The 16,467-nt window shown below is 66.8% G+C and carries 16 protein-coding genes and 1 pseudogene; 9 read left to right on the forward strand and 8 right to left on the reverse strand.

Annotated features, from left to right (window positions below; genetic code table 11):
- Window positions 1–4: 4 nt before the first annotated feature.
- From AC0KTM_RS25115 to AC0KTM_RS25135, 5 genes are read right to left on the reverse strand one after another with little or no spacing between them, the layout of a single operon-like run.
- On the reverse strand, window positions 5–919 hold the full coding sequence (locus tag AC0KTM_RS25115) for an alpha/beta fold hydrolase (RefSeq protein WP_472416983.1): 915 nt from the start codon (window positions 917–919) through the stop codon (window positions 5–7).
- A gap of 21 nt (window positions 920–940) precedes the next feature.
- Window positions 941–2,149 carry a DUF1214 domain-containing protein gene (locus tag AC0KTM_RS25120; protein WP_225329739.1) on the reverse strand — a complete coding sequence of 403 codons (1,209 nt, stop codon included), beginning with the start codon at window positions 2,147–2,149 and terminating at the stop codon, window positions 941–943.
- 2 nt (window positions 2,150–2,151) lie between these two features.
- Window positions 2,152–2,955: a sugar phosphate isomerase/epimerase family protein gene (locus AC0KTM_RS25125; RefSeq protein WP_225329712.1), complete on the reverse strand. Its 804-nt coding sequence runs from the start codon at window positions 2,953–2,955 to the stop codon at window positions 2,152–2,154.
- 1 nt (window position 2,956) lies between these two features.
- Window positions 2,957–4,126 carry a sulfotransferase family protein gene (locus AC0KTM_RS25130; RefSeq protein WP_225329711.1) on the reverse strand — a complete coding sequence of 390 codons (1,170 nt, stop codon included), beginning with the start codon at window positions 4,124–4,126 and terminating at the stop codon, window positions 2,957–2,959.
- The gene (locus AC0KTM_RS25135) at window positions 4,123–5,250 is read right to left on the reverse strand and encodes an LLM class flavin-dependent oxidoreductase (protein WP_225329710.1); all 1,128 of its coding nucleotides are present in this window, start codon (window positions 5,248–5,250) and stop codon (window positions 4,123–4,125) included. Before AC0KTM_RS25135 ends, AC0KTM_RS25130 begins: the two co-directional genes overlap by 4 nt.
- Window positions 5,251–5,387: 137 nt before the next feature.
- Here AC0KTM_RS25135 and AC0KTM_RS25140 point away from each other — a divergent pair, with 137 nt between their 5' ends.
- Window positions 5,388–6,575, forward strand: a complete 1,188-nt coding sequence (locus tag AC0KTM_RS25140; RefSeq protein ID WP_425326320.1) for an IS30 family transposase — start codon at window positions 5,388–5,390, stop codon at window positions 6,573–6,575.
- Window positions 6,576–6,657: 82 nt separating this feature from the next.
- Here the strand turns inward: AC0KTM_RS25140 and AC0KTM_RS25145 are convergent, their stop codons facing one another.
- From AC0KTM_RS25145 to AC0KTM_RS25155, 3 genes and pseudogenes are all read right to left on the reverse strand, one after another.
- Window positions 6,658–7,755 (reverse strand): inositol-3-phosphate synthase, encoded by a 1,098-nt coding sequence (locus AC0KTM_RS25145; RefSeq protein ID WP_225327715.1) that lies wholly within the window; start codon window positions 7,753–7,755, stop codon window positions 6,658–6,660.
- A gap of 57 nt (window positions 7,756–7,812) precedes the next feature.
- Complete coding sequence (locus AC0KTM_RS25150) at window positions 7,813–8,355, reverse strand: PadR family transcriptional regulator (protein WP_225327716.1); 543 nt, start codon at window positions 8,353–8,355, stop codon at window positions 7,813–7,815.
- 153 nt (window positions 8,356–8,508) lie between these two features.
- Window positions 8,509–9,000: pseudogene (locus tag AC0KTM_RS25155) on the reverse strand (hypothetical protein); the annotation flags it as partial.
- Between the two features lie 55 nt (window positions 9,001–9,055).
- On the opposite strand from AC0KTM_RS25155, the gene AC0KTM_RS25160 reads away from it, so the two are divergent.
- From AC0KTM_RS25160 to rplI, 8 genes are all read left to right on the forward strand, one after another.
- Window positions 9,056–9,490, forward strand: a complete 435-nt coding sequence (locus AC0KTM_RS25160; protein ID WP_225327717.1) for a DUF5318 family protein — start codon at window positions 9,056–9,058, stop codon at window positions 9,488–9,490.
- Between the two features lie 65 nt (window positions 9,491–9,555).
- Window positions 9,556–12,114 (forward strand): transglycosylase domain-containing protein, encoded by a 2,559-nt coding sequence (locus AC0KTM_RS25165; RefSeq protein WP_472417564.1) that lies wholly within the window; start codon window positions 9,556–9,558, stop codon window positions 12,112–12,114.
- Window positions 12,111–13,757, forward strand: a complete 1,647-nt coding sequence (locus AC0KTM_RS25170; RefSeq protein WP_225327719.1) for a glycosyltransferase family 87 protein — start codon at window positions 12,111–12,113, stop codon at window positions 13,755–13,757. The genes AC0KTM_RS25165 and AC0KTM_RS25170 overlap by 4 nt, the downstream gene beginning before the upstream one ends.
- Window positions 13,758–13,761: 4 nt before the next feature.
- A complete protein-coding gene (locus AC0KTM_RS25175) occupies window positions 13,762–14,403 on the forward strand; it encodes a DJ-1/PfpI family protein (RefSeq protein WP_225327720.1) in 642 nt (213 codons plus the stop codon).
- 129 nt (window positions 14,404–14,532) lie between these two features.
- Window positions 14,533–14,823 carry a 30S ribosomal protein S6 gene (rpsF, locus tag AC0KTM_RS25180; protein WP_007771721.1) on the forward strand — a complete coding sequence of 97 codons (291 nt, stop codon included), beginning with the start codon at window positions 14,533–14,535 and terminating at the stop codon, window positions 14,821–14,823.
- Between the two features lie 117 nt (window positions 14,824–14,940).
- On the forward strand, window positions 14,941–15,459 hold the full coding sequence (locus tag AC0KTM_RS25185) for a single-stranded DNA-binding protein (RefSeq protein ID WP_008262692.1): 519 nt from the start codon (window positions 14,941–14,943) through the stop codon (window positions 15,457–15,459).
- A gap of 38 nt (window positions 15,460–15,497) precedes the next feature.
- Window positions 15,498–15,752 (forward strand): 30S ribosomal protein S18, encoded by a 255-nt coding sequence (gene rpsR / locus AC0KTM_RS25190; RefSeq protein ID WP_003874730.1) that lies wholly within the window; start codon window positions 15,498–15,500, stop codon window positions 15,750–15,752.
- 30 nt (window positions 15,753–15,782) lie between these two features.
- A complete protein-coding gene (gene rplI, locus AC0KTM_RS25195; RefSeq protein ID WP_225327721.1) occupies window positions 15,783–16,241 on the forward strand; it encodes a 50S ribosomal protein L9 in 459 nt (152 codons plus the stop codon).
- Window positions 16,242–16,467: the final 226 nt, after the last annotated feature.

Raw genomic sequence — 16,467 nt, forward strand, 5'->3', positions numbered from 1 at the left:
TGGCTCAGCGTGCGTCGAGCACCCCGCGCAGCAGGTCGATCAGCGCGCGGGGTTGGTCGCTCTGCACGGAGTGTCCCGAATTCTCGACCACGTGTGCGGCGCGGAAATGCTTTGCGCGACGGCCGAGTTCGGCCGCGTCGTCGTCGCTGACGAAACCCGATGTGCCACCGCGTATGAGGGTCACGGGTGCGGACAGGGCGTCGACGTCGTCCCACAGTCCGGAGAAGTCGGGGAAGGTGCGGATGGCGTCGTAGCGCCATGTCCAGCTGCCGTTGTCGAGTTTGCGGGAGTTGTGGAACACCCCGCGGCGCAGCGCCTTCACCTCGCGGTGCGGCGCGGCGGCGATCGTCAGGTCCAGCATGGCCTGGAAGTTGGGGAACTCCCGCTCCCCGTGCATCAGCGCCACCGTGCCCTGCTGCTCCTTGGTCATCTCGGAATGGCGTTGCAGCGCCGAGGGGGTGACGTCGATCAGCACGAGTTCCTTGACAAGCTCGGGTGCCACCGCGCCCAGCCGGATCGCGGTCAGTCCGCCGAGCGACATGCCGACGACGAGGTCAGCCGTCGTTGCGTGCTCGCGCAGGATCGGCAGCAAGGTGTCGACGTTGAGCCGCGGCGAATAGTCGCCGTCCTCGCGCCAGGCGGAGTGGCCGTGGCCGGGAAGGTCGACCGCCAGCGCCGGCTCACCGAGGCCGACGATGACCGTGTCCCAGGTGTGCGCGTTTTGTCCGCCACCGTGGATGAACACGATGCGCGGCGCAGCGCCGCCCCAGCGCAGCGCGCTGACTTTGCCTTCACCGGTGCCCGATTCGACGCGCTCGACGTCGGGCAGTGGGCCGGACACCCCGGCCTGCTCGGCGTTTTCCTGCAACAGCGCGAACTCGGACAAGCCGGCCAGTTCGTCTTCGGAGATCTCGGTCACGATCTTTGACCCTAGACCGCTCTAGAGGACATAGCGGCGGCGAATGACACGGAAGCGTTCCCACATCGCGGCGGCGCGTTCTTCGGGGCTCACCATGGCGGTTCCTTCGGGGAGCACGCGGGGCAGCTCGTCGTGCTTGACCACCCGGGTGTCCAGCGCGGCGGGTTCGCCCTCGAGCATGTGCCGATAGGTGAGGTTGCCACGTTCGAAGCCCTGGGTGTCCAGCCAGTTGTGCACGCCGGGATCACGATGGGCCATCACCAGCCGGATGCGCCCGTCGCGGTCGACCCTGGTGCGGCTCGGCGTGTAGCTCACCGGGCGGTACAGGTAATCCATGCTGTTGAAGAAGACGCCCATGTTGGTGAACATCCACAACCCGTCGTGGGCGCCGAATTCGACGATCAGCGCCTCGTCGGCGGCCAGCTCCCAATACATGTTGGCGGCGGCCCGGCCGCGCTTGCCGTCGGCGTCGGTCGTCGCGACGCCGGGGAAACTGTTCGGGTGGTCGGCGTCGACGCCGCCGTAGTGGAACGCGAACTCGGGCCAATCGGACATCAGGCCGGTGACGAAATCGCCGGCCCAGCGCATCGCCTCGACCATGTCGGCGGGCGTGGGCAACGGTTTGGGGGAGGCCATGTCGACGCGCTCGATGCGCAGCCGCGCGGGAAGCTCGTCCCAGCGGTCGAATCCCTGGCGGATGAACAGCTTTCGTGACTCGGGCGTGGTGGGCAGCCAGTTAGGCCCACGCTCGGGACCGCCGATGAAGAGCTCGAACTCCCCGTCCTCACCGGTGCGGAGCTGATGGCCGAGCAGGTTGGCTTCCGGTGTGTCGCCGAAGGGTTCGTGCAGCACGCCGGGGCCGGGCGTGCGTCGGCCCTGCACGGTGACGTTGAAGAATCGAGAGGTGCCGCGGGTGCCGGTGAGCCGGTACGCCGAGTGCCCGTCGATCCATGCCTGCTGGTAGGTGAAGTCGGCGCAGTCGCCGCCGAGCTTGCGGGTGGGGCCGCTGAAGGTGTGCAGCGCGGGGTAGCCGGTGTCGCGGGTTTCGAGGGCGAGATCGAAGGCCTGGCCGAGGTTTTGGGTGAGGAACCGGTAGGCGTCGACGCGATGCGTTCCCGACGCCGGGTTGTGGTCCTTGAAAACGCGCTCGCCCGCCCGCCGGAGCCGGTCACAGAATTCGGTCCAGGCTGCTTGCAGGGCCGTGTCGTCGGGACCGTCACCGAAGGCCATGCTCACGCACCCAGCCTGTCCAGCATCGCGCCGGCGACATCGCAAGCGCGCCGGGCGGATTCGAGCCGCCCCGCCGTGTCGATACGGGGACCGATGAGTTCGAGGTCGAAGCCGTGCGTGTAGCCGCCGGCGAGCGCCTGGGCCACGAACGCTTCGATCGGAATGGTGCCGTCGCCGGGGACCGCCCGGTTCGGCAACGCCCGGTCACCGAGCACATAGTCGCTCAGCTGGATGAGCGCCGCCCGCGGCAGCGCCCGCTGCACCTGCGCCTCGAAATCCCCTTCGGCCCAACAGTGAAACACGTCGATGCAGACCCCGAGATCGCTCATCTCCGCCAGGGTAACGGTGTCTCGCAGCGTATGGGCGAGATGAATGTCGGCGTACAGGCTCGATGCGTTCTCGATCGCCAGCGCCACCCCGGCGTCCTTCGCGCGGGCAGCGCAGGGCGCGACCATGTCGCAGAATCGCTCGGCGGCCTGTGTCCAGGTGAGGTGTCCGCGTCCGCCGGTGAGCATGTAGACCGTGCGCGCGCCCACCTCGGCTGCCGCGTCGATGACGGTGGACAGCGCATCGCGGGCGGCGTGGGCGTCGGAGGTGAGGCTACCGCCGGCGAAGAGGTGATATACCGCCTCCACGGTGTAGTTGTTGTGCCGCACCAGGATTGGAAACTGCGGGTCGAGCAGCTGGCTGTCCAGGATGCTCAACCGGGAGACGCCGAGCGTGGCCCAGTGCTCTTGCAGCTCGGCCGGCGAAGCGCCGTAGAAGGTGACGTTGTGGACGGACAGACGGTGGTGTGCGCCCGTCATGTCAGCGCCGGTTTTCGATCGCGACACCAAACCGGTCACGGAACGGCTTGAATTCGGCGTGCAGCGCGTCGAGGTCCTCGCCGATGTCGGTGAGCAGTTGTGTGGAGTAGCGGAACTTTCCGTAGCGGTCGCCGCGATTGTCGGTCAGGTAGGCGCGCATCGCGGACTCGGCCTCGGCCGTCAGCTCGCGACCGCAGAACGTGTAGTAACGCCGGACGGCGCCAACGTGATCGGCGATGAAGTCGGCGTAGCGCAGGTGCAGGATGCGGGGATCGTCGACCAGGGGGTTGCTCATGGTGTTGGCGACCCCGGCCCGGGTCAACTCCAAGTGCATCTTCGCCAGGGCATGCAGGTCGACGGTGCCGACCATGCCTTCGGCGATGTCGGCCATCATCATGGTGCGCGACGCGGCGACCTGCACGGGGTCGCGATGCAGCCACACCATTCGCGCGTCGGGGTAGGTGTCGAACAGTTCCTTGAGCCGGAATCCGTGAAAGCCCTTCAGCACCCAGTACTTTCGCGGCCGGCGGTATTGCAGCTGTTGCAGCATCGCCTTGTGCAGCCGGTATTGAGCGGCAGGATCGGTGGCCAGGCCGCCAACGAGCGACTGCATGGGCACCCGCCACCACGCCGTGGGTGTCATCACGCGAAAGTCGAACGCCCAGGTGCGTTCGTCTTCGGGCAGGCCGTCACCCAGCATGTCGTTGTAGGGATGGCTGCGCAGCCATTTGGGCATCTTCGCGTTGATCTCGCGCCAGTCGGCGTCGGCCCGCGCCCGGCGCTGGTCGCCGGGTCCGCTGAGTCCCGGCGGCGGGGACGGATACATCACCTCCCAGAACCGCAACGCGCGAGCGTGCGGGTCGACGGACATCAGGGCGTGCATCAGCGTTGTCCCCGAGCGCGGTTCGCCAGTAACGAACATCGGCGAGTCGATCACTTCCTCGCCGATCGGGTACCGGTTGCGGTCCTCGATGAGTTCAAGCCGCGACGTCAGCAGCCATCGACATACCTGCGCGGCTTCGAATCTGCCGTCGGCGTCCATGCCGAGGCCGTTCAGATGGTCGACGGCGACGGCGAAGCGCTCCGGCAATGTCGGATCGCCGTAGTCGCGCAGCCCGGTCTCGGCCTCGGCGGCGGCGAGCAACTCCGCGGCGTCCAAAGGTGTTGTCACGACGGGTCTCCGCAGAGCCGCACGAGTTCGTCCTCCGCGGCGCGGACGTTCGCCGCCGACGCCTGCGCGTATGTCAGACCGGCCATGGCGCCGTAGTCGAGAATCTTCGGCACGCGCAGGCCCGCGTCCACATACGTCTTGACGATCTTGGCGACCTCTTTCGGTGTCCCGTGGGGGACGACGGAGAGCACCATCTCGGGTCGCACCTTGCCCAGGAATTCGACGATGCGGTCCCGGGTGAGCACCGCGGGGTCGATGTCTTGAAAGCCGCGCCAATCGTCGCCCATCGGGTGCTCGAAACCGAAGTCGCGCAACGTCTTCGCGGACACCTGTAGCAGAAATGCCTTGACCAGGGGTGCTTGCAATATCTCGGTGAGGGCCGCGTCGTCCTTGCCGATCAGGCATACCTGGATGAAGCACGGTGTGATCGCCATCGGGTCGCGGCCGGCGCGTTCTGCGGATGCCCGCACCGCGGAGAGCATCTCGGCGTAGTGCTCGGGAGTCCAGGCGCCCGCCGGCCACCACCCGTCGGCGTGCCGGCCGGCGATGTCGAGCATCCGGGGGCCGCTGGCGCCGACCCAGATCTGCGGTGGCCGGCCCTCGTAGGGCTCGGTGTCCAGGCGGGCGTGGTGCAGCGAATAGAACTGCCCATCGAAATCGACCGGGCCGTCGCTTCCCCAGAGCAGCCGGATCACCGTCAAAGCTTCCTCGAAACGGCTGACCGGACGGGAGAAGTCGAAACCGTAGGGCAGGGTGTTTTCGCTCTCGCCGCTGCCCAGGCCGAGGATGAAGCGCCCCTTGGCGAGGTGATCGATGGTCAGCGCCGTCTGCGCGAGCATGACGGGGTGGCGGCGCACCGTGTCGACCACGGCGCTGACAAGCGGCACCCGCTCGGTCAACACTGCCGCCGCGGCCGCGACCGCGAGCCCGTCGAGGTGGCGGTGCGGCGACGGGGAAGCGGTGGCCAAGTCGGTGAACTCGGGAGTCCAGATCGAGTCGGGCCAGAAGCTGACCATGTGATCGGGCAGCCAGATCGAGTGGTAGCGGCCGCTGTCCAGTTCGGCGAGCCGGGACAGGTCGAGGGGGAGTGTGGTGCGGAGGAACGCCGCGGGCTGAACGGTCATCGAAAGATGATGCTAAGCACCCGCACAGCGTCGTGTCGATGATTTGGTCCCAACGGCCGCGAGCGTAACGCGGTGGCGGATTCTCGACGGGCAGATTCATACGGTCAATGCAATTTCCATGTTTAGGGAGGTTGCAGGTGCCAGGTGCTTATCCGCGTTCGATGCGGCGAGAGTTCTTTGATCGGGTGTGTGCCGGGGAATCATTGCGTGAAGCCGGCCGTCAGGTCGGTGTGTCGATCCAGACCGGATGGAGCTGGTGGCATGACGCTGGATCAATGCAATTACGAAGTGGTACGGGCTCTGATACCGGCCTGGCCGAACCGGGTGATCTGACCCGGCCTGGCGCGCGGGGACATCGGCTCGGTTTCGAAGAACGCCTGGTCATTATGCGGGGTCTGGACAAGGGCCTCACTCAGGTTGAGATCGCCGGTCAGCTCGACCGCAATGCCAGCGTCATCTCCCGTGAGCTCAAGCGCAATCGCAATCTCGACGGGGATTATCACGCTGGTCTGGCCCATGCCCGTGCCGCCCAGAAAGCCAAGCGTCCCAAAGCATTCAAGCTCGAAGACCGCGCGCTATGCGAGGCCATCGAGGACTGGATGGATCAGGGATGGAGTCCAAAACTGATCGCCGATGTCTTGGCGCGCGGTCACCCCGGTGACAGGCTGGCACGGGTGAGCCACGAAACCATCTACCAGTGCCTCTACGTCCAAACTCGTGGTCAACTGCGGGCCGATCTGAGCAAGCGCTTGTCGACGAAACGCACGGCCCGCAAATCCCGGGGCCACACCGAACGGCGGGGGAAATTCCACGATGTGTTCACCATCAGTGACCGGCCCGCCGAGGCCGCCGACCGCGCTGTGCCCGGCCATTGGGAGGGTGACCTGATCGTCGGCCCGAACAGCGCGATCGGCACCCTGGTCGAGCGGTCCACCCGCTTTACGATGCTGTTGCATTTGCCCAGCGATCACACCGCCGAGACGGTGGCCAGCGCGATGATCGAAGCCATGCGCCAGTTACCCGAACACCTTCGGCGATCGATTACCTGGGACCGGGGCAGTGAAATGGCCCGCTGGCGCGACATTCAGCTGCAGCTCAACACCCCGGTCTATTTCTGCAATCCGCACTCGCCCTGGCAACGCGGTACCAACGAAAACACCAACCGCCTCCTGCGGTTCTGGTTCGAGAAGGGCAGCGACCTCAGCGGTCACACTCCGGCTGACCTCAAACGCATCCAAGACACCCTCAACCGACGACCCCGCCCAACCCTTGACCTCGACACCCCCGCCCAACGCCTGGCCGCTCTCCTCGACCAAGCCGCCTAACAAAAATGCATTAGCCACTTGACTTTGAGACGTGAAAATCGCCGTGGCGTTACGCTCGCGACACGGTGGTGCGTCGAGGGGCTCAGCCCTCGATGATGAACTCTTCGAGCTGGGTGCGCGCGATGTCGTCGGGCAGCTGCTGCGGCGGGCTCTTCATCAGGTAGGCCGACGCCGGGATCACCGGGCCGCCGATGCCGCGGTCCTTCGCGATCTTGGCGGCGCGCACCGCGTCGATGATGACGCCGGCGGAGTTCGGCGAGTCCCAGACCTCGAGCTTGTACTCCAGGTTCAGCGGCACGTCACCGAAGGCGCGGCCCTCGAGGCGGACGTAGGCCCACTTGCGGTCGTCGAGCCAGCCGACGTGATCCGACGGGCCGATGTGCACGTCCTTGGTCTTGAACTCGCGCTGCAGGTTGGAGGTCACGGCCTGCGTCTTGGAGATCTTCTTGGACTCCAGCCGCTCGCGCTCGAGCATGTTGAGGAAGTCCATGTTGCCGCCGACGTTGAGCTGCATGGTGCGGTCCAACTGCACGCCGCGGTCCTCGAACAGCTTCGCCATCACGCGGTGGGTGATGGTGGCGCCGACCTGGCTCTTGATGTCGTCGCCCACGATCGGCACACCGGCGTCGGCGAACTTCTTGGCCCACACCGGGTCCGAGGCGATGAATACCGGCAGCGCGTTGACGAACGCCACGCCCGCGTCGATGGCGCACTGGGCGTAGAACTTGTCGGCCTCCTCCGAGCCCACCGGCAGGTAGGACACCAGGACGTCGACGTTGGCCTCGCGCAGCGCCTTGACCACGTCGACGGCCTCGGCGTCGGACACCTCGATGGTGTCGGCGTAGTACTTGCCGATGCCGTCCAGCGTCGGGCCGCGCTGCACCGTGACGTTGGTGGGCGGCACGTCGGCGATCTTGATGGTGTTGTTCTCCGACGCGAAGATAGCCTCGGACAGGTCGAACCCAACCTTCTTGGCGTCCACGTCGAACGCGGCGACGAACTTCACGTCGCGCACGTGGTACTGACCGAACTTCACGTGCATCAAGCCGGGCACCGTGCTGTTCTCGTCGGCGTCGTAGTAGTACTGCACGCCCTGAACCAGCGAAGACGCGCAGTTACCGACGCCGACAATGGCGACTCGTACCTCCGTCGACGCAAGCGGCGCGTTCTGCTCACTCATATGGGCGTTCTCCTAACCTCTGACCTCTGACTGGGATGGCTGGGTTCGTGCGGGGGATTATGTTTGCTCGGAGAGGCCGGGCATAGCCCGCTCCGCAGCAATGAGCTCGTTGAGCCACTTGACTTCGCGCTCGCTGGACTCGAGCCCCAACTGATGAAGCTGGCGGGTGTAGCGATCGAACGAGCTACTGGCCCGCGCCACGGCGTCACGCAGACCCTCCCGCCGTTCTTCGACCTGACGGCGGCGGCCTTCCAGAATGCGCATCCGCGCCTCTGCCGGAGTCCGGTTGAAGAACGCCAGGTGTACCCCGAAGCCGTCGTCGGTGTAGTTGTGCGGACCGGTGTCGGCCACCAGCTCACCGAAGCGCCGACGGCCCTCGTCGGTCAACTGGTAGACGCGCCGGGCCCGTCGGACAGGCGTCCCGGCCGGCGCGGCGTCCTCGGCGATCAACCCTTCGCCCTGCATGCGGCGCAGGGCCGGGTAGAGCGAACCGTACGAAAACGCCCGGAACGCGCCGAGTAAACCGGTCAGCCGTTTGCGCAACTCGTAGCCGTGCATGGGCGACTCGATCAGGAGACCCAGGATGGCAAGCTCCAGCATCGACTCACCCCCTCAAAAGTGGTTTGCATGGCTAGTTACGACGATCCGACGCCTCGCGCAATCGTATCGCCTCGATATATTAGCCACAACACCACTTAGTGTTGGTTTGCCATTCGTCACACCGCGCGGGATTGAGTCGGGCCGGGGGCGACGCTACGTGGGCAAACTCATCTGCTTGACGGTGCCATCACCGCCGAAGGCGATGTAGCCGCCGCCGTAGTCGCTGGAAACATACAGCGACAGCGTGAGCGCCCCGGGTGTGGTCGGGTCTTTTGCCGGCTCGACGATCAGGTAGGTCGATTTCACGTCGGACGGCTTCATGCGCAAGGTCTCGGGCGCGCCGCGCATGATGCCCACTGCCGCGTTGACGTCGAACTTGCTCAGGTCGACCGGCACGGGACCGTCCGAGGAACTCTTGGCCGAGCTGGTCGGATCGCCCCAGCCGCCGCGGTAGGTGTAGGCCAGGACGCGCCGGTCGTCGGAGGGGTCCGGTCGGTCCAACGCCGCGTAGGTCGGGTAGATCACCAGCCGGTAGCCCATGGTGTTGCCGAACCGTTTGCGCATCTGCTCGAGCAACCCCGCGAGGCCGCCGACCGAGTGCAGCTGCGTGGGCGGCGTCAACACCACGGCGGCGACGCCGTCGGGCGCCACAGTTTTGGTTGCGTATCACTGGTCGGCATGGCGTCGTACTCTGGTGGGCGTGCGACTGCAGCGACAAGTGGTGGATTACGCGCTTCGGCGGCGCTCACTGCTGGCCCAGGTGTACTCGGGCCGAACAGGTGTGTCCGAGGTGTGTGACGCGAACCCTTATCTGCTGCGCGCCGCCAAGTTTCACGGGAAAACGAGCCAGGTCATGTGTCCGATCTGCCGCAAGGAGCAGCTGACGCTGGTGTCGTGGGTGTTCGGCGAGCACCTGGGACCGGTCTCGGGCTCGGCGCGCACGGCCGAGGAGTTGGTGATGCTCGCATCCCGCTTCGATGAGTTCGCGGTCCACGTGGTGGAGGTGTGCCGCACGTGCAGCTGGAATCACCTCGTCAAGTCCTATGTGCTCGGTGCGGTGCGCCCGGCATCTCCTCCCAGGGGCACCGGGCGCTCGCGGACGGCGCGCAACGGCGCCCGCACGGCCACTGAATGAGCTCGAATGACGAAGGACGGCACAGCCAGTCGTCCGGTGACCAACGTGGGCCAGGGACTGAGCGGCTGGGCAACCACGGCAAGGACGACCGTCCGGATGCTGAGCGCCGGAGCGGCGATTCCCAGGATTCCGGACACCGGAATGCCCCGCCGGCGTCCAACCGGCGCCGCCAGGGTCCGCCCGACGATCGCCTGACCACGATCCTGCCCGCGGTCAAAGATGACCGCGCGCCCCGGCGCTCCGACCCCATCGACGAAGTCAAAGCCGCCTTGGCCGGGCCCCCGTCGGCGCCCGTGCGGCGTGACGCGCTCGACGAGGTCAAGGCCGCCTTGGATCGCCGGTCGCCGGCCTCCGGCCGGCAAGAGCGCGCCAGCTTCGGCGGCCGCCCACCCGGCGGACCTCCTCCTCCGCCGCCACGGCGCGGGCGGCCCGGGGGACCCGATGGGCCCGGCAAGCGGGCGGCCGGGCCGTGGCGCGACTGGACCTGGACCCAGCAGGTCAACTGGTTGTGGGTGCGCCGCGCGGCCTACCTGTGTGCGGCCGTTTTGGTGCTGTTGCCGATAGTCACCTTCGCGATGGCGTACTTCATCGTCGACATTCCCAAGCCGGGCGACCTTCGTACCAACCAGGTTTCGACCATCCTGGCCAGCGACGGCTCCGAGATCGCCAAAATCATTCCGCCGGAAGGCAATCGGGTCGACGTCAACCTCAATCAAGTGCCCGTGCACGTCCGCCAGGCGGTGATCGCCGCCGAAGACCGCAACTTCTATTCCAACCCCGGCTTCGACTTCAGCGGCTTCGCACGGGCGGTGAACAACAACCTATTCGGCAGCGGGGATTTGCAGGGTGGATCGACAATCACCCAGCAATACGTGAAGAACGCCCTCGTCGGCTCGGCGCAGCACGGCGTCAGCGGACTGATGCGCAAGGCCAAGGAATTGGTCATCGCCACCAAGATGTCGGGGGAGTGGTCCAAAGACGAAGTGCTGCAGTCCTATCTGAACATCATCTACTTCGGTCGGGGTGCCTACGGTATTTCCGCGGCGTCGAAGGCCTATTTCGATAAGCCCGTCGAGCAGCTCACCGTCTCGGAGGGGGCGTTGCTGGCGGCGCTCATTCGGCGGCCGTCCACCCTGGATCCGGCCGTCGACCCCAAGGGCGCCCTGGCCCGCTGGAACTGGGTGCTCGACGGCATGGTGGAGACCAAGGCGCTGTCGTCGAACGACCGTGCCGCGCAGGTGTTCCCGCAGACCGTGCCGCCCGATCAGGCGCGCGCGCAGAACCAGACGACCGGCCCCAACGGGCTCATCGAACGCCAGGTGACCCGAGAGTTGATGGATCTGTTCAACATCGACGAGCGGACGCTGAACACCCAGGGGCTTCAGGTCACCACCACCATCGATCCCAAGGCCCAGCAGGCCGCCGAAAAGGCCGTGTCGACATACCTCGACGGCCAAGACCCCGACATGCGTACGGCGGCGGTGTCGGTCGATCCGCACGACGGCTCCATCCGCGCCTACTACGGCGGTAGCGATGCCAACGGTTTCGACTTCGCTCAGGCCGGATTGCAGACCGGGTCGTCATTCAAGGTGTTCTGCCTGATTGCGGCGCTCGAGCAGGGGATCGGCCTGGGCTATCAGGTGGACAGTTCGCCGTTGACTGTCGACGGCATCAAGATCACGAACGTCGAGGGCGAAAGCTGCGGGACGTGCAACATCGCCCAGGCGCTCAAGCAGTCGTTGAACACCTCGTATTACCGGCTGATGCTCAAGCTCAAGGGCGGACCGCAGGCCGTCGCCGACGCGGCGCACCAAGCCGGCGTCGCGACCAGCTTCCCCGGGGTGGCCCACACGTTGTCGGAGGACGGCAAGGGCGGGCCACCGAACAACGGAATTGTGTTGGGCCAGTATCAAACCCGGGTGTTCGATATGGCCTCGGCGTATGCCACCCTGGCCGCGTCCGGCGTCTATCATCGGCCGCATTTCGTGCAGAAGGTGGTCAATTCCGACGGCCAGGTGCTGTTCGACGCGAGCAAGTCCGAGGACAGCGGCGAGCAGCGCATCCCCAAGGCCGTCGCCGACAACGTCACCGCGGCCATGGTGCCGATCGCCAGCTACTCGCGCGGCCACGCCCTCGCCGGCGGCAGGCCGTCGGCCGCCAAGACCGGCACCACGCAGCTGGGTGACACCAACTCGGACAAGGACGCCTGGATGGTCGGCTACACGCCGTCGCTGTCGACGGCCGTGTGGGTGGGTACGGCCAAAGGCGACGAGCCGCTGGTAACGGCTTCGGGCGCACCGGTTTACGGGTCGGGGCTGCCATCGGATATCTGGAAGGCCACGATGGACGGGGCGCTCAAGGGCACCTCCAACGAATCCTTCCCCAAGCCGACCGAGATCGGCGGTTACGCGGGTGTGCCGGCTCCGCCGCCCCCGCCGAAGCCGCCGGCGGAAACCGTCATCCAGCCCACCATCGAAGTGGCGCCGGGCATCACCATCCCGGTCGGTCCGCCCACGACGATCACGCTGGCGCCACCGCCGCCCGGGGGCGGCCCGCCGGGCTCTCCTGAGCCGGGTGGTGGCCTCCCGCCGGGTGGGCCCCAAGCGCCGCCCCCGCCGCCGTGACCGGGGCCGCGGAACACGGCGCCACCATTTCACCGCGACCGCTGGCCGCGGATCTGCGTAGCGCCGACAACCGAGACTGCCCCAGCCGCACCGACTTTCTGGGCGCCGCGCTCGCCGACGTCGTCGGGGGCCCCGTCGGCCGCCACGCGCTGATCGGCCGCGCTCGTTTGATGACCCCGCTGCGGGTGATGTTCTTGATCGGACTGGTCTTTTTGGCGCTCGGCTGGTCGACCAAGGCGGCCTGCCTGCAAAGCACCGGCACCGGCACCGGCGATCAACGCGTGGCCAATTGGGACAACCAGCGCGCCTACTACGAGCTGTGCTACTCCGACACGGTGCCGCTCTACGGCGCGGAGTTGTTGAGCCAGGGCAAGTTTCCGTACAAGTCGAGCTGGATCGAGACCGACTCCACCGGCGCCCAGCAGATCCGCTACGACGGCCGCCCCGCGGTGCGGTACATGGAATATCCCGTGTTGACGGGGATGTATCAGTACGTCTCGATGGCGTTGGCCAAGACCTACACGGCGCTGAGCAAGCTTGCGCCGCTTCCGGTGGTCGCCGAGGTCGTGATGTTCTTCAACATCTCGGCGTTCGGGCTGGCCCTCGCCTGGCTGGCCACCGTCTGGGCGTCCGCGGGCCTGGCCGGGCGGCGGCTCTGGGATGCGGCCCTGGTGGCGGCGTCGCCGGTGCTGATCTTTCAGATCTTCACCAATTTCGATGCGCTGGCAACAGGTTTCGCGATGGCCGGATTGCTGGCCTGGGCGCGGCGCAAGCCGGTGCTGGCCGGTGTGCTGATCGGGTTGGGGGCCGCGGCAAAGCTGTACCCGCTGCTGTTCTTGGGTCCCATGCTGCTGCTGGGAATCCGGACCGGGCGGCTGCGGGCGTGGGGCCGCACCGCGGCGGCGGCGGTGGTGACCTGGCTGCTGGTGAACCTGCCTGTGTTGGTGTTCTTTCCGCGCGGATGGTCGGAGTTCTTCCGGCTCAATACGCGCCGCGGCGACGACATGGATTCGTTGTACAACGTCGTGAAGTCGTTCACCGGCTGGCGGGGTTTCGATCCCAAGCTGGGGTTCTGGCAGCCGCCGACGGTGTTGAACACCGTGGTTGCGGTGCTGTTCGTGACGTGTTGTGCGGCAATCGCATTCATCATCCTGACCGCTCCCCGACGGCCGCGGGTGGCGCAGGTGGTGTTCCTGGTGGTGGCGGCTTTCCTGCTGACCAACAAGGTGTGGAGTCCGCAGTTCTCGCTGTGGCTGGTGCCGCTGGCGGTGCTCGCGCTGCCGCATCGCCGCGTGCTGCTGGCCTGGATGACGATCGACGCGCTGGTCTGGGTGCCGCGAATGTATTACCTGTACGGCAATCCGAACCGTTCATTGCCCGAGCAGTTCTTCACCACCACGGTGCTGTTGCGTGATGTCGCGGTCATCGCGTTGTGCGCGCTGGTGATTCGTCAGATCTACCGGCCCGACGAGGATTTGGTGCGCTGGGGCGGACGGGTGGACGACCCGGCGGGCGGGCCGTTCGACCGCGCACCCGACGCCCCGCCCGGCTGGCTGCCGGACCGGCTGCGGCCGGTCGCATCGCGTCGCGCCAGTGCCCCGGCGTCCGAGGGCGCCGACGAACAACCCGCGATGGCAACATGACGCCATGACCCAGGTCGCCATTCCCCTCTTTCCGCGATTCACCGCGCTCGACGCCGTCGGCCCCTACGAAGTGCTGCAACGCATCCCGTCGGTTGACGTCGTGTTCGTCGGGCACCGCCGCGGTGAGGTGCGCACCGAGAACGGAATGCTCGGCGTCACCTGCGACGCCACCTTCGACGAGGTGGCCGCGCCGGACGTGGTGGTGTTCCCCGGCGGCATCGGCACCCGGCAACTGATCCACGACGAGGCCATCCGGGATTGGTTGCAGGCGGTGCATCCGAACACCCGGTTCACGACATCGGTGCGCACCGGCGCGCTGCTGCTGGCCGCGGCCGGCCTGCTGGACGCGCTGACCGCCACCACCCATTGGGCGGCGGCCGACCTGCTCAACGGATTGGGCGCCCGCTACGTGGCCGAACGCGTCGTCGAACACCTGCCGCAGCGGATCATCACCGCCGCGGGGGTCTCCAGCGGCATCGACATGGCCCTGCATCTGGTGGAATTGCTGGTCGATCGCCAGGCGGCACAGGCCGCTCAGCTGCTCATCGAATACGACCCGCAGCCGCCCTTCGACTCGGGTGCGCTCGCCAAGGCCGACGCGGCGACGTTGGCCAGGGCCAGGGAATACTCGGGCGCCCGGCGATAGCGACCCGCACCGCCCGGATTTTTCTGGTCAGCCCGGTATCCGGTAGCCTGGGGCGGTTGCCGACGCAGGCGACCCTCCTGCCACGGATCGACCGTGGCCGCTGAGACCAGAGGAGGTGGTGAGGTTTCCATGCGTCCATACGAAATCATGGTCATTCTTGACCCCACGCTCGACGAGCGCACCGTTGCTCCGTCCTTGGAGACGTTCCTGAACGTTGTCCGCAAGGATGGCGGTTCCGTCGACAAGGTCGACATCTGGGGCCGGCGCCGGCTGGCCTACGAGATCGCCAAGCACGCCGAAGGCATCTACGTCGTCGTCGACCTCAAAGCCGAGCCGGCGACGGTGTCCGAGCTCGACCGCCAGCTGAGCCTCAACGAGTCGGTACTGCGCACTAAGGTGATGCGCACCGACAAGCACTAACAATCGTGGCCGCGCCGTGGACCCACGGCGGGGTGCACCTGCGTAGGCTCAGCGAGGACACGCTCATGACATCCACTACCGGAGCGGCGAGCAACAGCGTGGAACGAGGAGGAAACTGTGGCTGGTGACACCACTATCACCGTCGTCGGAAACCTGACCGCAGACCCTGAACTGCGGTTCACTCCGTCGGGTGCCGCCGTCGCGAATTTCACGGTGGCGTCGACGCCTCGGATCTATGACCGCCAGAGCGGGGAGTGGAAGGACGGCGAGGCGCTGTTCCTGCGATGCAACATCTGGCGGGAAGCCGCCGAGAACGTCGCCGAAAGCCTCACCCGCGGCTCCCGTGTGATCGTCACCGGCCGGCTCAAGCAGCGTTCGTTCGAGACCCGTGAAGGTGAGAAGCGCACCGTCGTCGAGGTCGAGGTCGACGAGATCGGCCCCTCGCTGCGGTATGCCACGGCCAAGGTCAACAAGGCCTCGCGCAGTGGCGGTGGCGGCGGCGGCTTCGGCGGTGGTGGCGGCGGTGGATCCCGCCAGCAGGCGGCGCCCGCGACCAGCGCACCGGCCGACGACCCGTGGGGCAGCGCGCCGGCATCGGGCTCGTTCGGCGGCGGCGACGACGAACCGCCGTTCTAACAGAACTTCAGCAGTAGAAAAGGGAAAGAAAGACAGACATGGCCAAGTCCAACAAGCGGCGCCCGGCTCCGGAAAAGCCGGTCAAGGCACGGAAGTGTGTCTTCTGCGCCAAGAAGGATCAAGCGATCGACTACAAGGACACCGCGCTGCTGCGCACGTACATCAGTGAGCGCGGCAAGATTCGCGCGCGTCGCGTCACCGGCAACTGTGTGCAGCACCAACGTGACATCGCCATCGCGGTAAAGAATGCCCGCGAAGTGGCGCTGCTGCCCTTCACCTCCTCGGCGCGATAGACGCCGAGGGCCAACTGAAAGTACGAAACGATGAAGCTGATTCTGACGGCTGACGTCGACCACCTTGGTTCCGTCGGCGACACTGTCGAGGTCAAGGACGGCTACGGCCGCAACTACCTGCTCCCGCGCGGACTGGCGATCGTGGCCTCCCGTGGTGCGCAGAAGCAGGCCGACGATATCCGGCGGGCCCGCGAGACCAAGGCGGTGCGCGACCTTGGCCACGCCAACGAACTCAAGACGGCGATCGAGGCGCTGGGACCGGTCTCGCTGCCGGTGAAGACCGCGGCGGATTCCGGGAAGCTGTTCGGTTCGGTGACCGCGGGCGACGTCGTCACCGCGATCAAGAAGGCCGGTGGTCCGAACCTGGACAAACGGATCGTCCGGCTGCCGAAGTCGCACATCAAAGCCCTCGGTACCCACCCGGTGGCGGTGCACCTGCACCCCGAGGTCGACGTCGAGGTCGCGCTCGAGGTAGTCGCGCAGAGCTAAGCGCCCGACATTTGCTCGTTCCCGGCGGTGGCCTTGATCGGCCGCCGCCGGGCTTCGTTGCGCTGCGGGCTTGTGGCGTCAGTTTGCCCCGGGCGGTCGCGGAGGTGCTCCCTAGCGAACTATTTCTGGGGTGCATTCGCGCGGTCCGCGTAACCGGCCCGTAACGCTGGGAAAATATGGCGGAAAGCCAACACGCCCGGGACGGTAACCCGGCCCGACACGCCGT

It is taken from the genome of Mycobacterium sp. NTMscope_Eco_3 (genome assembly GCF_976985685.1).

Excerpts from the sequence above, each read along its gene's own strand:
- rpsR (WP_003874730.1), top strand. The coding sequence starts at position 15,498 with ATGGCCAAGTCCAACAAGCGGCGCCCGGCTCCGGAAAAGCCGGTCAAG.
- rpsF (WP_007771721.1), top strand. The coding sequence starts at position 14,533 with ATGCGTCCATACGAAATCATGGTCATTCTTGACCCCACGCTCGACGAG.
- AC0KTM_RS25145 (WP_225327715.1), bottom strand. The coding sequence starts at position 7,755 with ATGAGTGAGCAGAACGCGCCGCTTGCGTCGACGGAGGTACGAGTCGCC.
- AC0KTM_RS25150 (WP_225327716.1), bottom strand. The coding sequence starts at position 8,355 with ATGCTGGAGCTTGCCATCCTGGGTCTCCTGATCGAGTCGCCCATGCAC.
- AC0KTM_RS25135 (WP_225329710.1), bottom strand. The coding sequence starts at position 5,250 with ATGACCGTTCAGCCCGCGGCGTTCCTCCGCACCACACTCCCCCTCGAC.
- rplI (WP_225327721.1), top strand. The coding sequence starts at position 15,783 with ATGAAGCTGATTCTGACGGCTGACGTCGACCACCTTGGTTCCGTCGGC.
- AC0KTM_RS25120 (WP_225329739.1), bottom strand. The coding sequence starts at position 2,149 with ATGGCCTTCGGTGACGGTCCCGACGACACGGCCCTGCAAGCAGCCTGG.
- AC0KTM_RS25125 (WP_225329712.1), bottom strand. The coding sequence starts at position 2,955 with ATGACGGGCGCACACCACCGTCTGTCCGTCCACAACGTCACCTTCTAC.
- AC0KTM_RS25175 (WP_225327720.1), top strand. The coding sequence starts at position 13,762 with ATGACCCAGGTCGCCATTCCCCTCTTTCCGCGATTCACCGCGCTCGAC.